This is a genomic window from Bradyrhizobium sp. UFLA05-108, assembly GCF_059803455.1.
The window spans coordinates 24,695-40,154 of the sequence record NZ_JBANAZ010000079.1 but is presented as its reverse complement, the minus strand read 5'-3'; the positions used below and the strand labels follow the sequence as shown (position 1 = coordinate 40,154).

Genomic DNA, 15,460 nt, shown 5'->3' with positions numbered 1-15,460 from the left:
GTTCTGCGCTTCCCAAGCCTGGAATTGCTTGAACAGCGCTTCCTTGTCGGTGTCGGACACCTTTGCCGCCGTCGGGTTCTGCTTCAGGAACGTCTCGAAGCGCTGGCGCGCGACCGGTTCGACGCCGTGGCTGTCGAGCCATTGCTGCGCCACCGGCAGCCTGTTCCAGCCCGACAACGGGGCCGCGAGCGAGACCTCCTTCCATTTGGGATGGAAGGGCGGGTTCTGCAGCGTCGGGAATTTCGTGAAGAACGCGTCCACGAACAGTGCGATCTTGCGGTAACGATCCGTCTTCGGCCCCCAATTATAGGCCGCAAGCACGGCCGGGACCGCGATCGTATCGACCGTCTCGCCATCCTTGATCAGGTTCGGATAGTCCTTTGCCGTCAGCGTTGCGGGCAGGTAGTCGCTCTGCAGCGGCTTGGCGTAGTCCACGCCCGCAAGATGGAAGCGGCCGTCATTGTTGAAGGTCGAGACCGATTTGTACGGCTTGCCGCCGACCACGATCACCGCGTCGATCTCGCCGGCCTTCAGCTTCTCCATTGCGATGCGCTGCTCGATATAGACGAAGTCCGCCTTGATCCCGAGCCGCTCGAACACCGTGAGCGCGGTGACGAAGGTGCCGCCGTTGGGCAAGTCGACGCTGACCTTCTTGCCCTCGAGATCCTTTAGCGTCGCAACCGACTTCGGCGCGATGACCTGCATTTCCTCGTTGTAGAGCTTGGTCACATAGGTGAACTGCTTCTTGATGTCGCTCGCAAACCCCTTGCGCTCGAGATAGTCGAGCGTGTCGGCGCGAACGATGCCGAGATCGACACCCTGGAGGAACAGGATGTCGGCGACGCTCTGCACCGAGCCGCGGCCGACGATCGGCAGCACGCGCAGCTTGTTGCCGTCATCGAGCACGGAGGCGAGGTCGGCGCCGAACTGCACATAGGTGCCGCCGATGGTGCCCGTGATCAGCGTGACCGTGTTGGCGTTCAACGCCTGCTTGGTCGAGACCGATCCGAACTGGAAGATCGCCTTCAGGCTGTCCGAGACCTTGCTGGGGTCGTATTCGGTCTGCTCGGCCCGTGCCGACAGGCCGCACATCGCAATTATGGCGGCAAGCGCCACTTTCAGAGCGTTACGCATGATGTTCCCTGCTGTCTTTAAGTCTTATTCTTGAAGTCTTATTCTTGAAGTTGCGTAAGGCGCGCCCGTGCTTCCGCGGATCCGAGAGCGGCGGCCTTCTGGTACCAGCTCCGTGCAGCGGCCGGATCCGCGGTGATGCTGCGCGTATCCTTGGTGCCGAGCACGGCTGGGTCAAAAGTCTGCGCCAGAACGAACGCCGCTGTCGGGTCCTGCGCATTCGCCGCGCGCTCGAGCAGCAGCCGGGCGGCGGCGATATCGCCGATCGCCATCAGGCTCTTGGCGCGCGTCATCAGCCCGGCCAGCGTATCGGCGTCGAGCGTTTTGACGGGCTGAGGTGGCGCCGGCGGTGCGGGCGGTGGCGCGACCGACGCGGCGGGTGCGGCGGCGGTCTGTGTCGGTGCCTGTGTCGGCGTCTGCGCTTGCAGCGCGTTCTGGTAGGCGGTCGCGATCGCCTCGCGGCTCGGCGTCGACGGCGCGATCGCCTCGCGGGTTTCTGCGCTCGCGAGTTGCATCGGGTTCGACACCCGGGCCGGGTCCTTTAGCGGAGCCTGGCGTGCGACCGGGACCGGAGGTGTGGTCGGCTGCTCCGCCGACACGCTCCCGATCCAGGCCGTGGCATAGACTGCATACAGGCGGCTGACGTCGGATTGAAACAGCACGACCAGCACGGCGATCGCGGATGCGGCCAGCACGCTGGCCACGATCTGCGTTGCGAGGCCAATGCGCCGCACCCGGCGGGGCGTAAACTCTCGTGGATCCGGCGTGCCCTGCGGATCGGACAGAAACAGCGGGATCGGATCGTGCGGCGAAAGCTCGGTCCGGTCAGCCTGTGCCAGATGATAGGGCATGGCGTTCGGATCGGTCGCCACTTGCTCGACGTCGAACGCTCGAGACGTGTTGGACAGACGGTAGGCCGTCGTCTCCATGGTGTAATGCTCCCCGAATACTGAACGCAACGCGCTGGGGGCATCCCGGGTATAGTCTTCTTATGGTTGTCCAGAAGCCCCCGCCACTGGAACCGGTAAATCGCCGTCCGATTCAGCCCAAAAGACGACCACCGTTTGTGCGAATCAGGAAAGATTTAGGTTTGATTGAGGCAACAGCGGGGAGCACACCGCAATTTTAATCGCAGTGGTTGAGGGAACCTTAACCTTAAATCCGGTGATTCGCTGTGTGAGAGTGGCACGTTGGCTTCGTCACGTTCTGCAGTGTCATTCACCGCGACCCGGCTTCGCCGGGGCGTGAGGTCTTGGCTCGCCGAAGCTTCGGCGTAGGCGACAAGCCGGGAATCCAGTGCGCCGCGGCTTCTCCGTATACGTCTAACGCCTCACGGCAGCCAGGCTCAGCAACGTTTGGCAACAGCCGCGCGACGTCAGGGATGCAGGATCACCTTGCCCATCGCCTGACGGCCGGCCAGCACTTTCAGCGCATCCGCGGTCTGCGCCAGGGGGAAGGTGCGGTCGACGTGGGACGAGATCTTGCCTTCCGCCGTCCACTTCACGAGCTTCTCCAGATTGGCACGGTTCTTCGCTGGATTGAGCCGCGTCCATGCGCCCCAGAACACGCCGCGGATATCGCAACCCTTCAGCAGCGCGAGATTGAGCGGCATCTTTGGAATGTCGCCGGCGGCAAAGCCGATCACCAGGAAGCGGCCTTCCCACGCGATCGCGCGCAGCGCGGCTTCCGCGTAAGCACCGCCCACGGGATCGAAGATGACGTCGACGCCCTTGCCGTCGGTGAGCTTGCGCAGTCCTTCCTTCAGATCTTCCTTGCCGTAATTGAGCGTCAGCTCCGCGCCGTGCGCTTTCGCAAAGGCGAGCTTCTCGTCCGACGAGGCGCAGGCGATCACCTTCAGCCCCATCAGCTTGCCGAGCTCGCAGGCCGCCAAGCCGGTGCCGCCGGCTGCGCCGAGCACCGCGAGCGTCTCGCCCGGCTTCGGGCTCGCGCGATCCTCAAGCGCATGCAGCGCGGTGCCGTAGATGATGATGATGCCGGCCGCGCGGTCATAATCGAGATTGTCCGGAATCTTCACGATCGAAGCGGCCGGCAGCGCGATCTTCTCGCGCGCGCCGTTATGGCCGCAGGAGGCCACCACGCGATCGCCCACTTTCAGATCGGTCACGCCGGAGCCGATGCTCTCGATCACGCCGGCGACCTCGGCGGCCGGCGAGAACGGGAACGGTGGCTTGATCTGGTACTTGCCCTGGATCATCAGGATGTCGAAGAAATTCAACGCCGCCGCCTTGATCGCGATCACGGCTTCGCCGGGCCCTGCCACCGGATCCGGCACATCGGCCAGGACGAGATCGTCGGGTTGGCAATATTGCGAGCAGAGGATGGCTTTCATGGCGACACCTTCTTGAGACACACGTTCGTAGACATGTTGGCGTTTCGAGATCGGAATTATTGTTGGGCTCGTTTTTGCCGGATTTGAAGCCGGGCCACAATACAGCGCGGAGGATTCAAACGATGTTTGAAACGGGCCTGCTCAGCGACAAGCGCATCCTGGTCACCGGCGGCGGCTCCGGACTCGGTGCTGCGATGGCGCGTCGCTTCCTCACGCTCGGCGCCGAGCTCGTGATCTGCGGCCGCAAGCTCGATCGCCTCGAGGCTGCGGCCAGCGAGATGCGAAACGAGATCGGCGGCAAGGTCACGACCATCGTCTGCGATATCCGCGACGGTGCCGCGGTCGATTGTCTGATGGATCAGACCTGGCGCGAGGCGCCGCTCGATATCCTCGTCAACAATGCGGCCGCGACCTTCATCGCGCAGAGCGAGCGTCTCTCGTTCCGTGCGGCGGACGCGATCCTGGCGCCGACGTTGCACGGCGCGATGTATTGCACGCTTGCGGCGGGCCGCCGCTGGATCGAAGGCGCACACAGGGGCGTGGTGCTCTCCATCCTCTCGACCTCGACCATCACCGGCCGCGCCTTCACCGTGCCTTCCGCGATGGCGAAGTCGGCTGTGCTTGCGATGACCAGGAGCCTCGCCGTGGAATGGGGCCCGAAGGGCATCCGCACCGTGGCGATTGCACCGGGACCGTTCCCGACAACCGGCGCCTCCGGCCAGCTGCGCCCGGCGGGCCGCGATGAGGGCTGGACGTCGCGCAATCCGCTGGGCCGCACCGGGGAGCATGCCGAGCTCGCCGATCTCGCCAGCTTTCTGGTGTCGGACCGCGCCGGCTACATCAATGGCGAAATGGTGGTGATCGACGGCGGCGCCCATCTGCGCAGTTCCGGCGCCGAGGACCTGCTCGGCTGGACCGAGGCGCAATGGGCCGCGCAGCACGCCGCAAGGTCCAAGAGTTAGACCATCGGCTAGGACTTTCTTCCCTGTAACCTCGTTCCGAATCAGGCGCTTACCGGTTATTTTGGCCGTGGGACAAAGTCCGACCGGGCCATCTTCCAGTCACAATATTGAGGGAACCACTCCAGAATGTGGCGGGTGCTCCTTTTATCCTTGATGACTGGCGTGGTGGCGTGCGGGACGGCCGATCTTGCGCGCGCGCAAACCGCGCAAACCGCGCAACCGGCGCAAGCGGCGCCCAAAACAGCGGCTAAGCCGGCCGCGGCTGCCAAGACGGCCGCAAAGCCCGAGAGCAAGCCGGTGACGCCGCCCCCGGCCATTGCAGGGGGCGCGGAACCGACCCTGATCGGCCAGTTCGGCACCTGGGGTGCCTATGCGGCGACGCCAAACGGCAAGAAAGTCTGTTTTGCGCTGGCAAAACCCTCGTCATCGAAGACCAATCCGCCGAACCGCCCGCGCGATCCGGCCTACGCCTTCGTCTCGACCCGGCCGTCGGAGAAGGTCAGCAACGAAGTCTCGGTCATGATCGGCTACGCGCTGAAGCCGGGCTCGGAATCGACGCTCGAGGTCGGGGGCGCGTCCTACGCGATGTATACGCAAGGCGACGGCCTCTGGATCAAGAACGCGGCAGAGGAGGAGCGGATGGTCGAGGCCATGCGCAAATCCGCCGATCTCGTGGTCAAGGGCGTCTCGGCCAAGGGGACCGAGACCTCCGACACCTTCTCGCTCAAGGGCCTCGCGCAGGCCCTTGATCGTATAGCGCAGGACTGCAAGCGGTAGCGCGGTTTCGAGCTATTTTGGCGTTGTTTGGGGACTTTCGAACGCCTATTTGAACACTGTTTCCCCTCACGGTGAGGAGGCGCACAAGCGCCGTCTCGAACCGCGGGGCCGAGGTGCTTGATCCGGGCCTTCATCCCTCGAGACGCGTGCAAGGCACGCTCCTCAGGAAGAGGGGGGCGAGTTTTCTCAAGCCAGAACCACGATGAGCGTTCAATTGACCAATACCGTTGCCGCAGCCGGGCTACCCTTGGAGAAGACTCCGCTCGAAACCTATGTGCCGCCGGCGAGGCCCTCGTTCATTGGCCTGTCGCGCAGCGAGCTGGCCGAACGCCTCGGCGAGATCGGTGTTGCGCCCGCGCAGCGCAAGATGCGCGTGCAGCAATTGTGGCACTGGATCTATTTCCGCGGCGCCAAGAGTTTCGACGAGATGACCTCGATCTCGAAGGACATCCGCGCCGAGCTCGCAAAGCACTTCACCGTCGATCGGCCCGAAGTCGTGGCCGAGCAGATCTCCAGCGACGGCACCCGCAAATGGCTGTTGCGCCTGCCGAGCGGCGACAATGTCGAGAGGGCGCACGAGGTCGAGTGCGTCTACATCCCCGAGACCGATCGCGGCACGCTGTGTGTCTCCTCGCAGGTCGGCTGCACCTTGAATTGCGCGTTCTGCCACACCGGCACGCAGCGGCTGGTGCGCAACCTCACCGCCGGCGAGATCGTCGGGCAGGTGATGGTGGCGCGCGATCGCCTGAATGATTGGGCCGATCGCGAGAACGGCACGCGCCTCGTCACCAACATCGTGATGATGGGCATGGGCGAGCCGCTCTACAATTTCGACGCGGTGCGCGATGCGCTGCTCATCGTCGGAGACAATGAGGGCATCGGCATCTCCCGCCGCCGCATCACGCTGTCGACCTCGGGCGTGGTGCCGAACATCGTGCGCGCCGGCGACGAGATCGGCGTCATGCTCGCGATCTCGCTGCATGCGGTGCGCGACGAACTCCGCAACGAGCTCGTACCGCTCAATCGCAAATATCCGATCGCGGAATTGTTGCAGGCCTGCCGCGATTATCCTGGCGCCTCGAATGCGCGCCGCATCACCTTCGAATATGTGATGCTCAAGGGCGTCAACGATTCCCTCGACGACGCCAGGCTCCTTGTGAAGCTGCTCAAGGGCATCCCGGCCAAGATCAACCTGATCCCGTTCAATCCCTGGCCCGGCACGGCCTATGAATGCTCGGACTGGGACCAGATCGAAAAATTCTCCGAATATATCTTCAACGCAGGCTATTCCTCGCCGGTGCGTACGCCGCGCGGCCGCGACATCCTCGCCGCCTGCGGCCAGCTCAAGTCGGAGACGGAAAAGCTCTCCGCCCGCGAGCGTCAGGCGCTGCGCGCGATGGCGATGACCGATTGACATGAAGCGGCCATCAACATCCGTCATGGCCACAGGCGGGGTTGGGCATGACGGCGGGGGATGTGGTGCTGTTCACGCTCAATGATGATGGATTCGACCGATGGCATTGATCGGACGCCTCGTCGTGATCTTCATCGGTTTTCTGGTCTCATGCCTGGTCGGCGGCATGATCGTCGTGGCTGCGCTGCTGTTTCCGGAATTCTCCGATCTCGGCGCAGGTCCCGTCGATGAGGGCACGATCGACATCCTGCTCGGCTTTGGCTTCATCTTCGTCTCCGGCTTTGCGCTGTTGCCGGCGATGGTCATTGTCGCGATCACCGAGGCCTTCTATATCCGCAGCGCGCTCGCCTACGCGGTCGGCGGCGGGCTCGTCGGGCTTGCCTGCTATCTCGGCCTCATTCCCTTTCATCCCGAGACGCTGCAATTCGAGGGCATCGTTCGCCGCCACCTGGAAATCATGACTGGAGCTGGCATCGTTGCCGGCGTCGTCTACTGGATGATCGCCGGTCGCAACGCCGGTGCCTGGCGCCATCCGCCGGCCCCGCGCAAGCCGCCCCCGCCGCTGCCCGCCGCCTCGCGGCCGGAATGAGCTGCGGCGGGGTTTTCATCCACTCTCCGCTCGGCTAAACCGCGCGCCATGAACCGGACCGGACTCTTCATCGCGCTGGCGCTGTGGCTCGTGATCGGCGTCGTCTTCGGCGTCTTTCCCGAGCTCGATCTCAAGCTCGCCGCGCTGTTCTTCGATCCCGAGACGAAGACGTTTCCGCTCAAGCTGAATGGCTGGGCGAGCTTCGCGCGCGATGCCGCGATGTGGATCGCCTGGGCGTTCGCAGCTCCCTCGATCGTGGCGCTGGTGGTCAAGCTGATCAGGCCCGACCGGCCGCTGATGGTCTCGGGACGAACGGTCGTCTTCCTTCTGGTGACGCTGACGCTGTCGGCCGGCATCCTCACCAATCTCGCCTTCAAGTCCTATTGGGGACGGCCGCGCCCGGTGGTCGTGACCGAGTTCGCCGGCGATCTGCCATTCGTGCCGTGGTGGGATCCGCGCGGCGGCTGCGGACGCAACTGCTCGTTCTTCTCCGGCGAGGGCGCGACCGCGTTCTGGACGCTGGCGCCGGCGGCGTTGGCGCCGCCGCCCTGGCGGCCGCTCGCTTATGCCGCGGCCGTCGTGTTCGGTACCGTCACCAGCGGCCTGCGCATGGCATTCGGCGGGCACTTCTTCACCGACGTCTCGATCGCGGGCCTGGTCACCTTCGTCGTGATCTGGCTCGCCTACGCCCTGATCTACCGCTGGCCGCGGACACGGTTTTCCGACGAGGCGGTCGATGCCGCCCTGACCCGCTTGGCCTGGCCGGCCTATCGGCTCCGGTTGCGCCTGTTCGGCCGCAAAACCGGCCCGGCGGCGTCGATGTGAGCCATTAAAGGCGTGCCCATGCGCGCGAAATTTGATAATCGCGCAAGTCCAAACCGAAGACGACATCAGCCCCTTAAGATCCGATTGGAAGCGCCATGACTACGATTCTGAAGAGCCTGCCCAAGGGGGAAAAAGTCGGCATCGCTTTCTCCGGCGGTCTCGACACCAGCGCAGCGCTGCTGTGGATGAAGCAGAAGGGCGCGCGCTGCTACGCCTATACCGCCAATCTCGGCCAGCCGGACGAGGCCGACTACAACGAGATCCCGCGCAAGGCGATGGAGTTCGGCGCGGAGAAGGCGCGGCTGGTCGATTGCCGCACGCAGCTCGTCCACGAAGGCATCGCCGCGATCCAGTCTGGCGCCTTCCACATCTCGACCGGCGGCATCACCTATTTCAACACCACGCCGCTCGGGCGCGCCGTGACCGGCACGATGCTGGTTGCTGCAATGAAGGAAGATGGCGTCAACATCTGGGGCGACGGCTCGACCTTCAAGGGCAACGACATCGAGCGCTTCTATCGCTACGGCCTTTTGACCAATCCGAGCCTGCGCATCTACAAGCCCTGGCTCGACCAGCAGTTCATCGACGAGCTTGGTGGCCGCGCCGAAATGTCGGCGTTCATGACCGCCCAGGGTTTTGCGTACAAGATGAGCGCGGAGAAGGCGTACTCGACCGACAGCAATCTGCTCGGCGCCACACACGAGGCGAAGGATCTCGAAAGCCTCGACAGCGGCATCAAGATCGTCAATCCCATCATGGGCGTGCCGTTCTGGCGCGACGATTGCGCCGTCAAGGCCGAGAAGGTCGTCGTGCGTTTCGAGGAGGGCCAGCCCACGGCGCTCAACGGCCAGACCTTCGCCGATCCCGTCGCGCTGTTCCTCGAAGCCAATGCGATCGGCGGCCGCCATGGCCTCGGCATGAGCGATCAGATCGAGAACCGCATCATCGAGGCCAAGAGCCGCGGCGTCTATGAGGCGCCGGGCATGGCGCTCTTGCACATTGCCTATGAGCGCCTCGTCACCGGCATCCATAACGAGGACACCATCGAGCAATACCGCGTCAGCGGCCTGCGCCTCGGCCGTCTGCTCTATCAGGGCCGCTGGTTCGATTCGCAGGCGCTGATGCTGCGCGAGACCGCGCAGCGCTGGGTCGCGCGCGCCGTCACCGGCGAGGTGACGCTGGAGCTGCGTCGTGGCAACGACTATTCAATCCTCAACACCGAGAGCCCCAACCTGACCTATGCGCCGGAGCGGCTGAGCATGGAGAAGGTCGAGGACGCCGCGTTCACGCCGGCCGACCGCATCGGCCAGCTTACCATGCGCAACCTCGACATCGCCGACACCCGCACCAAGCTCAAGCTCTACACCGAGAACGGCTTGCTGTCGGGCGGCGAAGGCTCGCAGATCTTCAGGCTCGAGAGCGACAAGGGGTGATGCTCCCGTAGGGTGGGCAAAGCGAAGCGTGCCCACCATCTTGCCCCGATTGTAAACAGAAGTGGGGGGCACGGCACGCGAAGAGCGCGCCTCTGCCCACCCTACGCGAGAGCAAACAAAAATGGCCGGGATCGCTCCCGGCCATTTCGCCATTTGTACGCTTCGCCTCACCGCGGCGGCGCGGTGCCGGGCGGCGGCGGTGGCAGCGAGGCCTGACCGCCATTGAGCAGCGGGGTGATGCGACGGATGGTGACACGCCGGTTGATCCGGCTCGGTCCGTCCGTCTGCTCCTTCAGATACTGCTCGCCGTAGCCCTGCGACGTCAGGTTCTCCGCCGGCACACCGAACTGCTGCGTCAGCAATTCGGCCGCGGCCTGCGCACGGCGGTCCGACAATGACAGATTGTCGACGTCGTTGCCGACCGCGTCGGTGTGTCCCTCGATCAGGAACACCTCGCGCGGGTTGCGCTGGATCGCCCGGTTGAGGCCGTCGGCGATCACTTGCAGCCTTGCAGCCTGGTCCGGCGGGATGGTCCACGATCCCGTTTCGAAGTTGATCGTGTTGACGTCGATGCTCGGCATCTGCATGCGAACATTCGGGCTGTAACGGATCTCGTCGAGCGAGTAGCGCCGATCGATCCGCTGCACCGGCGGTGCCTCCATGGTCTCGTAGATCACGTCCGGCGACGCCTCCTGGGCGTCGACGATGTAGCGATCGTAGGGAATGTTGACCACCGGCGGCGGCACGTCGACATAGAAGCCGCCGACCGACCGCGGATCGCGGTAGCTGTTGTCGATGATGACGATCTCGCGCCCGCCGGGGTCCCTGCGGATTCGCCGCAGCAACTGGCCGTCCGGACCGACCACGGTGATGACCTCGCTGCCGTCGGGACGGATCACGACGGTGCGGGTCTCGCCGCCGATCGTCTCGCTGCGGATGTCGCGGGCGCCATAGCGGAAGCGATAGAGATCGTTGCCGCGGACGTAGGCCTGCCCGCCTGGATCGCGGATGATGATGCGGTCCGGCTCGGTGTAGACGGTGCGACCGCCTTCGACGATCTCCTGCCGCTGGTTGCGGTAGTCGGCGATGGTCGCGCCGATCACGGCACCGGCCACCACGCCTGCGCCGATCGCGAGCGGCGTCAGGTCACGCTGTGGGGGGCGCGGCGGTGGCGGCAGCGGTGCTGCGACCGTAGGCGCGGCCCGGAAGGCCGGCGCAACCGTCGGCGGAGCGTATTGCGCCCTGTTGGGCGGCGGCGTTGCGGCTGCCGTGCCAGGGACGACAGTCGGCGCCGCGGCGCCGGCGGGAGGCGTGGGCCGGGCCGGGGCGCCCGCCTGCGGCGCAGGCGGTGTGCCGGCTGGCGGTGTTGCGCCCTGGCGGCCGGTTGGCGGCGTGGCTCCGCCGGGAGCGGGTGTTGCGGTCGGTGCTGGCGCGACACCCGGTGCAGGCGTCGGTGCCGGGCCCGGACGCCCGGATGGTGGCGGGGTCGGCGTACCACCCGGCGCTGGCGTCGCAGTCGGCGCAGGCGTTGGCGTGGCACGAGTCGTTGGTGCCGCCGGTGCAGCAGGTGCGGGCGTCGCAGTTGGTGCAGGTGTCGGCGTGGCGCGAGTCGTTGGCGCTGCCGGTGCTGGCGTCGGAGCAGGTGCTGGCGTCGGAGCGACGCGGGCTGGAGGCGCAACCGCTGGCGGCGGAGGCGTCGGTGTCGGGGCAACGCGCGAGGGCGCGGCCGAAGGCGGCGGTGTTGGCGTCGGCGCCACGCGCGAGGGCGCCGTGGCCGGAGGCGGCGGTGTCGGCGCATGCTGCTGCGGGGCCGCCGCCGGAGGCGGTGACGGCTGCTTCGGAGCCGCAGCCGGTGGCGGTGGTGGTGGAGGCGTCGGCCGGGCCGGCGCGGGAGGCGGCGGTGTCGGAGACGGTGCGTGCGGCGGAGCTGCGGTCGGCGGCGGCGCAGTGGGACGCGCAGGGGCTGCCGGCGGAGGCGGCGGGGCCGGTGTGGGGCGGGCGGCCGGCGGTTGTTGTCCCGGCGCCTTTGGCTGCTCCCGGGATGGCTGCTTCGGTTTTCCGTCAGGGCCGACTTCGCCCTGCGCCTGCGCGATCACGATGGGTGCGCTTTGCTCGTGCGATGCGGAGCTTGCGAATGGCATCGCGGTCAGAGCCGTCGTGGCAAGCAGCACGAAGCGAAATTGAGTCATGTGGTGAGATCCTAGGGAAGGTTCTTGTAGAGTTTGGAGAGTCAGTGTTGCGATCAACGGATACGCATTAGGCCGGATTGTGGCGTGCGAAGCAGCCGCGTCTCGATTTATTTCTGCATGCAAATCACTTCAGAACATCGACGTTCATTGCGCATTCAGGCCCATCTTGCAATCGCCTCAGATGTGACGGTGCGACAAATTCGCATCCGTCGCGGGATTCGGCGTGCGCGGTCCGTTCGGTCCGCGCGGCGGAATCTCCTCCGGGACACGCCCGGGCAATTCATCGGGGCGTGGTGATTCGCCGGGCTCGCGCACCGGCGGCGTGATATCGGGCTGCGGATTGCCCGGCGGAATTCCTGGTGGCGGCTCACTCGGTGTGCCCGGTGTTGCCGGCGGAATCTCCGGGGGTTCGATCGGCATCATCCATCATCGACATGTCGTTGCTCGAAAGACGATAACGTTGCCAATGCGTCGATGTTCCCGCGCATGGTGGCGATGGAACAGGCTTATTCGAGCGCGTGACAGACGGCTTCGATGTTGTGACCATCTGGATCGAGCACGAACGCCCCGTAGTAAGTCGGATGATAATGTGCGCGAATGCCGGGCGGCCCGTTGTCGCGCCCGCCGGCCGCAATCGCCGCCTTGTAGAAGGCATCCACCGTGGTGCGGTCTTTTGCGAGAATCGCGACATGGACCGGCTTGTTCAACGCGCCTTCGCCGCCGATCCAGAAGTCCGGCTTGCCGTCGGCGCCAAAGCCCGCGGCGGGATCGTGGCCGGTCTGCTCCTGCGTGACCTCCATGATCAGGCTGTAGCCGAGCGGCGCCAGCGCCTTGGCATAGAACGCCTTGGCGCGCTCATAGTCGGAAACCGGAAAACCCATGTGATCGATCATCGGAATCTCCGTTGCTGGTTGTCGTCAGCGCGACAGGAAGGTGTTGCTGCGCGTCCTGCGCGTGATCGCAAATCCGCGCGCGACCATGTCTGCAATACAATCCTCGCGCCATTCGTTTTGTGACAGATGCTCGATCACGACGGCGCGGGGCCATAGCGCTTGCGGCGCATCGCGGAAGAAACCGATCAGCACGCGGTCTTCGAAGCCCTCGACGTCGATCTTGAGGGTATCGACTTTCGTGACGCCGGCCTCGTCGAGGATGCGTATCAGCCGTAACGACGGCACTTTGATGGCCTTTGCCGTCGCCGTGCCGGTCACGACATGGCTGGCGCCGAGATTGTCGCCGTCGGTCTCGATCATCAGCTCGCCGTCGGCATCGCCCGCCGCGGCCTGCACGAGGCGGACCTGGCTCGACCCCGAAGCCGCGTTGTTGAACGACAGCCGCGCGAAGGTCACCGGGTGCGGCTCGATCGCGATGACCTTGCCTATCGCGCCGACATGGCGCGCCATCACCAGCGCAAATGTGCCGACATTGGCGCCTACGTCGACGAATACGCCGCCGGCCGGCGTGTGCTGGCGCAGGAAGTCGAGCTCGTCGAGATTATAGTCGGGGTTGAACAGCGCGCCGCGCTCGGTCGCGCTCGCCTGATGATGCAAGCGGAACGAGGCGCCCTGATATTGCACGTCGACCGGACCTGCGCGCAGCAAATCGACCAGCCGCGACAGCCACGGGCGGAATGCGCCGCGCTTCAGTCCGGAGCGGTGCGCAAGCGAGATGATCGCAGCCTGCGCCGCATTCGGCGCGAACGCGCCGAATGGCGCGGACGTGGGGTCGGTATCGGGCGTCAAGCAAAAGTCCTCGTAGCAAGCGGCGCATGCATAGCCGGTTTTGCCAGCAACTCCAATGTCGCTCAGACCGCCTTTTTCGGTGTTGCCTTGCGCTGACGCAGGAAACGGCCGAGCAGCCGTCGCCGGCCCTTGCGTGGAACGAGGTCGACGTCGCTCACGAGCCTGGCGCCGCCCTTGTGCCGCTCCAGCACGATCTTGCGGCTATGAAAGGCCTCGAGCTCGGCGCGATGCGCCACGCTGACGATGGTCGCCTTCGGCAATTCGTCCGTGATCATCTTCATCATCCTGTCCTGGCTCTTTTCGTCGAGCGCCGAGGTCGCCTCGTCCAGCACCACGATGTCCGGGCTGTGCAGCAGGAGGCGCGCGAAGGCGAGACGCTGCTTCTCACCGCCCGAGAGCGTCTGGTCCCACGGGCCCTCTTCCTCGATCTTCTCCTTGAGATGATCGAGGCCGACCTTGCGCAGGGCCGCGCAGATCTCATCGACCGTCCAGTCTTCGGCGGCGCCGGGATAGGCGACGGCGCGACGCAGGGTTCCGGTCGGCACATAGGGACGCTGCGGCAGCATGAAAAGCCGTCGGTCGGGGTGGAGGTTGACGCTGCCACCACCCCATGGCCACAGGCCAGCGATCGCGCGCACCAGAGTGCTCTTTCCGGTGCCGGATTCACCGGCCACCAGCAGGCGCTCGCCGGGCTCGATGACCACCTCGGTTTCACCGACCACCGCGGTGCCGTCGTCGAGAGTGACGGAAAGGTCGCGCAATTCGAGCATCGCCTCATTCCCGGTTTCGCCACGCCTGATGCGGCCGAGACCGTCGCCTTGCTCCGCGCGCTCGAGACCATCGAGCGACATCATCAGCGAGGCGATGCGGCGCGCGCAGGCGTTCCAGTCGGCGAGCCGCGGATAGTTGTCGACCAGCCACCCGAAGGCGCTCTGCACGATGGTGAAGGCGGAAGTCGCCTGCATCACCTGTCCGAGCGTCATGCTGCCATCGAGGAATTTCGGTGCGCAGAGCAAGAGAGGGACCACGGGAGCAACGAGGCTCGAGCCCTGCGACACCAGCGTCGTGCGCATATGCTGGCCGGCGAGTCGCGCCCATTGCTGGAGCACGTTGGTGAAGTTGCGGTCGATGCCCTCGCGCTCCTCGTCCTCGCCACCGAGCAGGGCGATGCTCTCGCCGTTCTCGCGCACGCGCGTGAGAGTATAACGGAAGTCGGCTTCCGCCTGGTTCTTGTTCTCGGAGACCTGCACGAAGCGCCGGCCGATCACCAGGATCGAGCTGGATGCGATCGCCGCGTAGAGAATCGCGGCGACGACCAGGAAGCCGGGAATGGTGAACGATGATCCACCGAGCGTGACGGTGAGCGCGCCGCCGATGGTCCAGAGCACGACGATGAAGGTCGCGGCAGACAACGACGCCGAGGTGACGCCGGCGAGGAAGTCGACCGGCGAATCCGTTGCGATCCGCAAATCCTCGGCGATCCGGTATTCGGGATTATCGTGGTCGCCGCTGACGAGATTGAGCTGATAGTAGCGGCCGTTCGCGAGCCATCGCGTCAGCACGCTTGCGGTGAGCCAGCCGCGCCAGCGGCGCTGGATGCGCATGCGCGCGAACACCTGAGCCACGCTAAGCGCGATGCTGCCGAACGCGAGCGGAAAGAACACGGCCGTCAAATGGAAGACGGTGGCGGCGTTGCGTTGCTCGATCGCATCGAAGATCGCGCGATTCCAGACATTGATGCCGTACTGACAGCCCACGGTGGCGACGATCAGGACCACCAGGCCGATGGAGAAAGGCCACGCCAGCCGATCGCCATTTTGTCCCCAAAATCCCCTGGCACTGATCCAGAAGCGCGCCAGCAGATATTCCTTGCGCGCCTCCTCGGCCTCCTCAGGTGATAAATCCGCGTCGGATTCGAGAAGCTCCGGAGGCGGCGGGGCGACCTCGACGCCGCTCTCGCCAGCGATCTCGACAATGGGTGGCGTCTTGCCCTTTTCGCGCTCAGCGGCCGGCTTCTGCATCCGGAACAACGCGAGGGAAAATCAAAC

Annotated in this window: 14 protein-coding genes; 6 read left to right on the top strand and 8 right to left on the bottom strand. The window is 65.3% G+C overall.

From position 1 onward, the window contains the following. The 3 genes from SO140_RS38345 to SO140_RS38335 form a co-directional block, all read right to left on the bottom strand. The coding region (locus SO140_RS38345) for a TAXI family TRAP transporter solute-binding subunit (protein ID WP_498543853.1) at positions 1-1,134 on the bottom strand (1,134 nt) is incomplete at its 3' end. A 38-nt stretch (positions 1,135-1,172) separates the two neighbouring features. Then, complete coding sequence (locus SO140_RS38340) at positions 1,173-2,060, bottom strand: SEL1-like repeat protein (RefSeq protein WP_449384439.1); 888 nt, start codon at positions 2,058-2,060, stop codon at positions 1,173-1,175. A gap of 446 nt (positions 2,061-2,506) precedes the next feature. Continuing rightward, the gene (locus tag SO140_RS38335; protein WP_449384438.1) at positions 2,507-3,481 is read right to left on the bottom strand and encodes an NADPH:quinone oxidoreductase family protein; all 975 of its coding nucleotides are present in this window, start codon (positions 3,479-3,481) and stop codon (positions 2,507-2,509) included. A 122-nt stretch (positions 3,482-3,603) separates the two neighbouring features. On the opposite strand from SO140_RS38335, the gene SO140_RS38330 reads away from it, so the two are divergent. From SO140_RS38330 to argG, 6 genes are all read left to right on the top strand, one after another. Continuing rightward, positions 3,604-4,443: an SDR family oxidoreductase gene (locus tag SO140_RS38330; protein ID WP_449384437.1), complete on the top strand. Its 840-nt coding sequence runs from the start codon at positions 3,604-3,606 to the stop codon at positions 4,441-4,443. A 126-nt stretch (positions 4,444-4,569) separates the two neighbouring features. Continuing rightward, a complete protein-coding gene (locus tag SO140_RS38325; protein WP_449384436.1) occupies positions 4,570-5,220 on the top strand; it encodes an invasion associated locus B family protein in 651 nt (216 codons plus the stop codon). Positions 5,221-5,422: 202 nt separating this feature from the next. Further along, positions 5,423-6,634, top strand: coding sequence for a dual-specificity RNA methyltransferase RlmN (rlmN, locus tag SO140_RS38320; protein ID WP_449384435.1), 1,212 nt, complete (start codon positions 5,423-5,425; stop codon positions 6,632-6,634). A 100-nt stretch (positions 6,635-6,734) separates the two neighbouring features. After that, positions 6,735-7,223 carry a hypothetical protein gene (locus SO140_RS38315; protein ID WP_449384434.1) on the top strand — a complete coding sequence of 163 codons (489 nt, stop codon included), beginning with the start codon at positions 6,735-6,737 and terminating at the stop codon, positions 7,221-7,223. A 48-nt stretch (positions 7,224-7,271) separates the two neighbouring features. After that, positions 7,272-8,048 (top strand): phosphatase PAP2 family protein, encoded by a 777-nt coding sequence (locus SO140_RS38310; protein ID WP_449384433.1) that lies wholly within the window; start codon positions 7,272-7,274, stop codon positions 8,046-8,048. A gap of 95 nt (positions 8,049-8,143) precedes the next feature. Next, a complete protein-coding gene (argG, locus tag SO140_RS38305; RefSeq protein ID WP_449384432.1) occupies positions 8,144-9,481 on the top strand; it encodes an argininosuccinate synthase in 1,338 nt (445 codons plus the stop codon). A gap of 167 nt (positions 9,482-9,648) precedes the next feature. Here the strand turns inward: argG and SO140_RS38300 are convergent, their stop codons facing one another. From SO140_RS38300 to SO140_RS38280, 5 genes are all read right to left on the bottom strand, one after another. Then, the gene (locus tag SO140_RS38300) at positions 9,649-11,670 is read right to left on the bottom strand and encodes an OmpA family protein (RefSeq protein ID WP_498543852.1); all 2,022 of its coding nucleotides are present in this window, start codon (positions 11,668-11,670) and stop codon (positions 9,649-9,651) included. A 177-nt stretch (positions 11,671-11,847) separates the two neighbouring features. Next, positions 11,848-12,090, bottom strand: coding sequence for a hypothetical protein (locus tag SO140_RS38295; protein ID WP_449384706.1), 243 nt, complete (start codon positions 12,088-12,090; stop codon positions 11,848-11,850). A gap of 86 nt (positions 12,091-12,176) precedes the next feature. Further along, positions 12,177-12,563, bottom strand: coding sequence for a VOC family protein (locus tag SO140_RS38290; protein WP_449384707.1), 387 nt, complete (start codon positions 12,561-12,563; stop codon positions 12,177-12,179). A gap of 24 nt (positions 12,564-12,587) precedes the next feature. After that, on the bottom strand, positions 12,588-13,412 hold the full coding sequence (locus SO140_RS38285; RefSeq protein ID WP_474802987.1) for an FkbM family methyltransferase: 825 nt from the start codon (positions 13,410-13,412) through the stop codon (positions 12,588-12,590). 62 nt (positions 13,413-13,474) lie between these two features. Beyond that, entirely contained in the window at positions 13,475-15,433 is a 1,959-nt protein-coding gene (locus SO140_RS38280; RefSeq protein WP_449383711.1) for an ABC transporter ATP-binding protein/permease, read from the bottom strand. Between the last annotated feature and the right edge of the window lie 27 nt (positions 15,434-15,460).

What these genes read in the sequence shown, in the direction of transcription:
- SO140_RS38340 (WP_449384439.1), bottom strand. Translation starts at nt 2,060, where the DNA reads ATGGAGACGACGGCCTACCGTCTGTCCAACACGTCTCGAGCGTTCGAC.
- SO140_RS38335 (WP_449384438.1), bottom strand. Translation starts at nt 3,481, where the DNA reads ATGAAAGCCATCCTCTGCTCGCAATATTGCCAACCCGACGATCTCGTC.
- SO140_RS38330 (WP_449384437.1), top strand. Translation starts at nt 3,604, where the DNA reads ATGTTTGAAACGGGCCTGCTCAGCGACAAGCGCATCCTGGTCACCGGC.
- SO140_RS38325 (WP_449384436.1), top strand. Translation starts at nt 4,570, where the DNA reads ATGTGGCGGGTGCTCCTTTTATCCTTGATGACTGGCGTGGTGGCGTGC.
- rlmN (WP_449384435.1), top strand. Translation starts at nt 5,423, where the DNA reads ATGAGCGTTCAATTGACCAATACCGTTGCCGCAGCCGGGCTACCCTTG.
- SO140_RS38315 (WP_449384434.1), top strand. Translation starts at nt 6,735, where the DNA reads ATGGCATTGATCGGACGCCTCGTCGTGATCTTCATCGGTTTTCTGGTC.
- SO140_RS38310 (WP_449384433.1), top strand. Translation starts at nt 7,272, where the DNA reads ATGAACCGGACCGGACTCTTCATCGCGCTGGCGCTGTGGCTCGTGATC.
- argG (WP_449384432.1), top strand. Translation starts at nt 8,144, where the DNA reads ATGACTACGATTCTGAAGAGCCTGCCCAAGGGGGAAAAAGTCGGCATC.
- SO140_RS38300 (WP_498543852.1), bottom strand. Translation starts at nt 11,670, where the DNA reads ATGACTCAATTTCGCTTCGTGCTGCTTGCCACGACGGCTCTGACCGCG.
- SO140_RS38295 (WP_449384706.1), bottom strand. Translation starts at nt 12,090, where the DNA reads ATGCCGATCGAACCCCCGGAGATTCCGCCGGCAACACCGGGCACACCG.
- SO140_RS38290 (WP_449384707.1), bottom strand. Translation starts at nt 12,563, where the DNA reads ATGATCGATCACATGGGTTTTCCGGTTTCCGACTATGAGCGCGCCAAG.
- SO140_RS38280 (WP_449383711.1), bottom strand. Translation starts at nt 15,433, where the DNA reads ATGCAGAAGCCGGCCGCTGAGCGCGAAAAGGGCAAGACGCCACCCATT.